The 2,296-nt window shown below is 64.9% G+C and carries 3 protein-coding genes; 1 reads left to right on the forward strand and 2 read right to left on the reverse strand.

What is annotated here, in order from left to right; translation table 11 throughout:
- Window positions 1-647 (forward strand): RDD family protein (locus WA317_RS17230; RefSeq protein WP_425174185.1); only part of this gene is annotated, 647 nt, incomplete at its 5' end.
- Between the two features lie 229 nt (window positions 648-876).
- On the opposite strand, the gene WA317_RS17235 is transcribed toward WA317_RS17230, so the two are convergent.
- Both WA317_RS17235 and WA317_RS17240 read right to left on the reverse strand, forming a co-directional pair.
- A complete protein-coding gene (locus tag WA317_RS17235) occupies window positions 877-2,109 on the reverse strand; it encodes an IS110 family transposase (RefSeq protein ID WP_425174186.1) in 1,233 nt (410 codons plus the stop codon).
- A 61-nt stretch (window positions 2,110-2,170) separates the two neighbouring features.
- A partial coding sequence (locus tag WA317_RS17240) for a hypothetical protein (protein ID WP_425174187.1) occupies window positions 2,171-2,296 on the reverse strand: 126 nt, incomplete at its 5' end.

Consider the following 2,296-nt stretch of genomic DNA (forward strand, 5'->3'; position numbering starts at 1 on the left):
CCGTACCTCACCGCGTGAAGAGAAAGTCGCTGATGAACGATCAACCTCCTTCGTCGTTCCCGCCGCCTCCGGCCCCGGGGGGCGGTGACTACCCGCCGCCACCCCCGCCGTCGGGCGGATACCTGCCCCCGCCGCCTGGACCGGTGCTGCGCGGGCTGACGCGCGACGAGTTCACGCCATGGCTCAACCGGGTTGCCGCCTACGTCATCGACCATCTGCCCCTGGTGCTGATCATGGGTGTCGGCTGGCTGGTGCTGGAGAACTCCGTCACGTCGGCCTGTGATGTAACCCCGAGCTCCGGTGAGCAGATCTGTTTCACCGGGCCCTCGACGGTTGGGCTCACCGTGATGTGGATTGCGGTGCTGCTCGCCCTGGGCTACTTCATCTGGAACTTCGGCTACCGCCAGGGAACCACCGGATCCAGCATCGGCAAGTCGGTGCTGGGGTTCCGGGTCGTCAGCGAGAACACCGGGAAGCCAATCGGATTCGGCTTGTCGGTGCTACGCGCGCTTTCGCACGCGGTCGATGCGGCCATCTTCTACGTCGGCTACCTGTTCCCGCTCTGGGATGCCAAGCGCCAGACGCTGGCCGACAAGATGCTGGCCACCGTGTGCCTGCCGCTGAACCCGACGGCCGACGTCGACTAGCTTTCGCGTTGGCAGTCAAGGTGGACGTTGGGCGTGGTTTACCGGCCGGGCGGGATGCTCGGCTTTTGACGCGATGAACAGTGTCTCGGTGAGGTTGGTGGGCCGTCGTGTTCCGGCAGGCTGATTAGTCGCCGTGAGCGGCAGGCTTTCGTGTGCGCCGTGATGGCGGCCCAGGGCGAGCGGGCGGCAAGCTAGATTGCGCCGTCGAGCGGCATAGCTAGAAAAGCCGTCACCGTTCGCCGCTGAGCCTTCCTCGACGATAGCGCTGTTCATCGAAGGGTTGTTGGGTTCGAAGTAGTCGATATGCCAGGCGGCATGCATGGCGTGCGAGTGCGACGCGGGCCTGGATCGGGGCCATGCCGCGCGCTCGCAGTTCGGCATCGCGTTGGGCAAATGACGGTGAGCACTGAGACAGGCCCCAGGCAATTCCCATCAATGCATCACGGTGCTCGGCCAATCCCTGTCGAGAGATCCGCCCTCGACGGTTCAGCGTCGCTGACTGATACAGCGCGGGCGCCAAACCGGTTGCCGAGTAGAGATGTTCAGCGTCGGGGAACCTGTCGATCGGAAGGCTGTGTGCGGCGAACGCCGCAGCGCGGATCGAGGCCACACCGGGCAACGTAGTCAGGATCTGGCCATCAGTGCCGGCGAGCAATGCCAGGACTTCTAGGTCGGTGGCAGCGATATCAGCCCGGAGGCGGCGATACCGGTCCAGGTCGCGATTCAACCGTTGAGCACGTCGATCGGCATCGGCCGGCGGAGGCAGACATCCGCGCCACCGTTGAAGCCAGTATTGGGCTGTCCCCGTCGTCAAGCGCCCGGGGGCCCGACACATCAGAGACCGTAGTTGCGGTGCCCGTCCTGAAAACGCCGCAGCACACGCCAGTACCGCGAGACCAGTTGGCGTTTCCAACGCCAAGGACCGACCATGACCGGCGGGCGCCGACAATCCGGGGCACAGCGCATTGAGCTGGTCGTGCAACCGCTGCTGGGCGACTCTGCGGTCGGCCACCAACCCTCGTCGATGCCGCACCGCGGCGCGCAGCGCCTCCACCGAGGCCTGCTGGCCGTATCGTCGGCCACCACCTTGGCGTGCCATGTATGTCAACGCCGCGCAGTCGCGGTCGTCGGTCTTAAACCTGCCTGAACCCAGTTGACTACGAGCTGATTTCGTCTCCGACGGAGCGAACAGTCGTACCGAACCTGGATGGCGACGTTCCAGTTCGGTGACCCACGGTCGGTGCAGGCTGCCCGTCGCCTCGATCGCGATCACCGGGGCATCAGGACCGTGCTTGTTCAGCGCCAGCTCCAACTGGCAGATGCCTTCTCGCGAAACTGATAAAGACATCGGATCAGCGAGCATTCCTGCGCCATTGCTGATCCACACCCGATGGAATGCCTTACCTGGATCGACCGCGACGATCACCGTCGCCGGATCAAGCGCAATTTCCAACACCGACATGAGTAGCCTCCTCCGAACCGGACCTCCTCTGAGGATCCGTCCAGTGCCTACTCATGGCCTATCAGCTATGGGTGACGGGCGCGTGCGTCCGCTCGAGCGCGCACAGCCGCCACTGGCCGGGCACCCCTTTGAGCTCGTGCTCGCCGCGATCGGCGAAGCGGTGCCGCGAGCCGGTGACGATGTCGCG

It is taken from the genome of Mycobacterium sp. (assembly GCF_049802695.1).
In the GTDB taxonomy this organism is placed as follows: Bacteria; Actinomycetota; Actinomycetes; order Mycobacteriales; family Mycobacteriaceae; genus Mycobacterium.

What these genes read in the sequence shown, in the direction of transcription:
- WA317_RS17235 (WP_425174186.1), bottom strand. Translation starts at nt 2,109, where the DNA reads ATGTCGGTGTTGGAAATTGCGCTTGATCCGGCGACGGTGATCGTCGCG.